Source organism: Streptomyces sp. S6 (genome assembly GCF_054880855.1).
In genome coordinates this window covers 1-2,276 of record NZ_JBTYMC010000552.1, presented here as the reverse complement: position 1 = coordinate 2,276, position 2,276 = coordinate 1, and the positions used below count along the sequence as shown (strand labels likewise).

General features: G+C 69.5%; 2 protein-coding genes. Both read left to right on the top strand.

Translation table 11 applies throughout. The features are described 5' to 3' along the window. The first annotated feature begins 440 nt into the window (after positions 1–440). Complete coding sequence (locus ACVNF4_RS35085) at positions 441–626, top strand: hypothetical protein (RefSeq protein ID WP_461806897.1); 186 nt, start codon at positions 441–443, stop codon at positions 624–626. 48 nt (positions 627–674) lie between these two features. Beyond that, positions 675–2,078, top strand: coding sequence for a Si-specific NAD(P)(+) transhydrogenase (gene sthA, locus ACVNF4_RS35080; protein WP_461806896.1), 1,404 nt, complete (start codon positions 675–677; stop codon positions 2,076–2,078). The last annotated feature ends 198 nt before the right edge of the window (positions 2,079–2,276 follow it).

Sequence of the window (2,276 nt, the reverse complement as noted above, 5' to 3'; positions counted from 1 at the left end):
GTACGCGCGGATCGGCAGCTGCACGGTCCCGTACGGCACGCTCGCCAGCTGGCTCGTGGACGTCCTCAACATCCTCACCGGCAACCTCGACCGCGTCGGCGGCGCCCTTGGGTGTGGAACAGGTGCGCGTCGGTCTCGTCGAGCGCGCGGATGACCAGGTCGGTCATGGATTCCTCCGGGTGGCGGTACTTCGGGTGAAGCGCTCCCGGGCAGGTCAGACGCGGCACGCGACGGCGGCGGGGAGGGAGCGCGGGGTCGTCATGGACTGCATGGCACTCGCCTCCTTCCGTTCGTCTCGGGCGTGCGGTAGGACGATACGACGGCGGGGCAGACGGCGTCCAACGGGTTTCCCGGCGCCCCCGTCCCGGGCACGCGCACATGCGGGCCGCTCGATGAGTGGCGATAGTGGATTCGACGACCGCACCAGAGGAGCCCAGGCCATGACGAACCCCTCCGAGGACCGTGCCACCCCTGACGCCCTGCTCCACACCCGTACCGGTACGGAGGTGACGGCGGAGGATCTCGTCCTCGCCTCCGGGCGCGACCTCACGCCCCAGAACCTCGCGTGGGCCGAACAGAAACTGGCGGCGGAGGGCCCGGCGGCCCTGGACAAGCTGCTGCCGTAACCCCGGCGTCCCCTTCCCCGCGGCCCGACCCCCTGTCAGACTCCGTCCGTGCCCGATTTCGACATGCTCGTACTCGGTTCCGGTCCCGGCGGCCAGAAAGCCGCCATCGCGGCGGCGAAACTCGGCCGCTCCGTCGCTGTCGTCGACCGTGGTGACATGGTCGGCGGTGTCTCCCTGCACACCGGCACGATCCCGTCCAAGACCCTGCGGGAGGCGGTGCTGTATCTCACCGGGCTCACCCAGCGGGATCTGTACGGGCAGAGCTACCGGCTCAAGGAGAACATCACCGTCGCCGACCTCACGGCCCGCACCCAGCATGTCGTGAGTCTCGAAGTGGACGTCATCCGCAGCCAGTTGGCCCGCAACCAGGTCCCCCTGTTCGCAGGGACGGGCCGTTTCGTCGACCCGCACACCGTGGCCCTGCGCGAAGTCACCGGCCAGGAGCGGCTGTTGACGGCGGAGCACATCGTGATCGCGACCGGCACGCGCCCGGCCCGCCCGGAGACCGTGGAGTTCGACGGGCGGACGATCCTCGACTCGGACGACGTGCTGACGATCGAGCGGGTCCCGAGGTCGATGGTCATCGTCGGCGCCGGTGTGATCGGCATGGAGTACGCCAGCATGTTCGCGGCGCTCGGCAGCAAGGTGACCGTGGTGGAGCGGCGTCCGGCGATGCTGGACATGTGTGACGTGGAGATCGTCGAGGCGCTCAAGTACCACCTGCGGGACCTGGCCGTGACGTTCCGGTTCGGGGAGACGGTCGCGGCGGTGGAGCAGCACCGGCACAGCGCGCTGACGGTGCTGGAGAGCGGCAAGAAGATCCCGTCGGACGCGGTGATGTACTCGGCGGGCCGGCAGGGCCTGACGGCCGAACTCACGCTGGAGAACGCGGGGTTGGCGGCGGATCCGCGCGGCCGGATAGCGGTGGACGAGTTCTACCGCACGCAGGTCCCGCACATCTACGCGGTCGGGGACGTCATCGGCTATCCGGCGCTCGCGGCGACGTCGATGGAGCAGGGCCGGGCGGCGGCGTACCACGCGTTCGGGGAGCCGGCGGGGCGGATGCACGACCTCCAGCCGATCGGCATCTACACCATCCCGGAGATCAGTTTCGTCGGCCGCACCGAGGATCAGCTCACCGAGGAGTCCGTGCCGTTCGAGGTGGGGGTGGCCCGGTACCGGGAGCTGGCGCGGGGTCAGATCATCGGGGACGCGCACGGCATGCTGAAGCTGCTGGTGTCGCCGGTGGACCGCAGGCTGCTCGGGGTGCACTGCTTCGGGAGCGGGGCGACGGAGCTGATCCACATAGGGCAGTCGGTGATGGGCTGTGGGGGCACGGTCGACTACCTGGTCGACGCGGTGTTCAACTACCCGACGCTGGCGGAGTCCTACAAGGTCGCGGCGCTCGACGCGACGAACCGGCTCCGTCAGCTGGACCGGATCGGGGACTGAACCGGCGTACGGGGCAAGGGAGTTCGCGAACAAGGGGTCGTAGAGGTTACCCGACGGTCAATCTTGAAAGCTAAACCGTTGGGACTATCATCACTCGCATACTCGGTGTGATCGGCCGCCGACGGAGCGGTGGCACGCCTCTCCGCACGCCCCTCCGTGCGGCAGGTTCCGTACGACCTCCCCCCCCCCCCCCCCCCC

Coding starts and splice junctions, on each gene's coding strand:
- ACVNF4_RS35085 (WP_461806897.1), top strand. CDS start 441: ATGACGAACCCCTCCGAGGACCGTGCCACCCCTGACGCCCTGCTCCAC.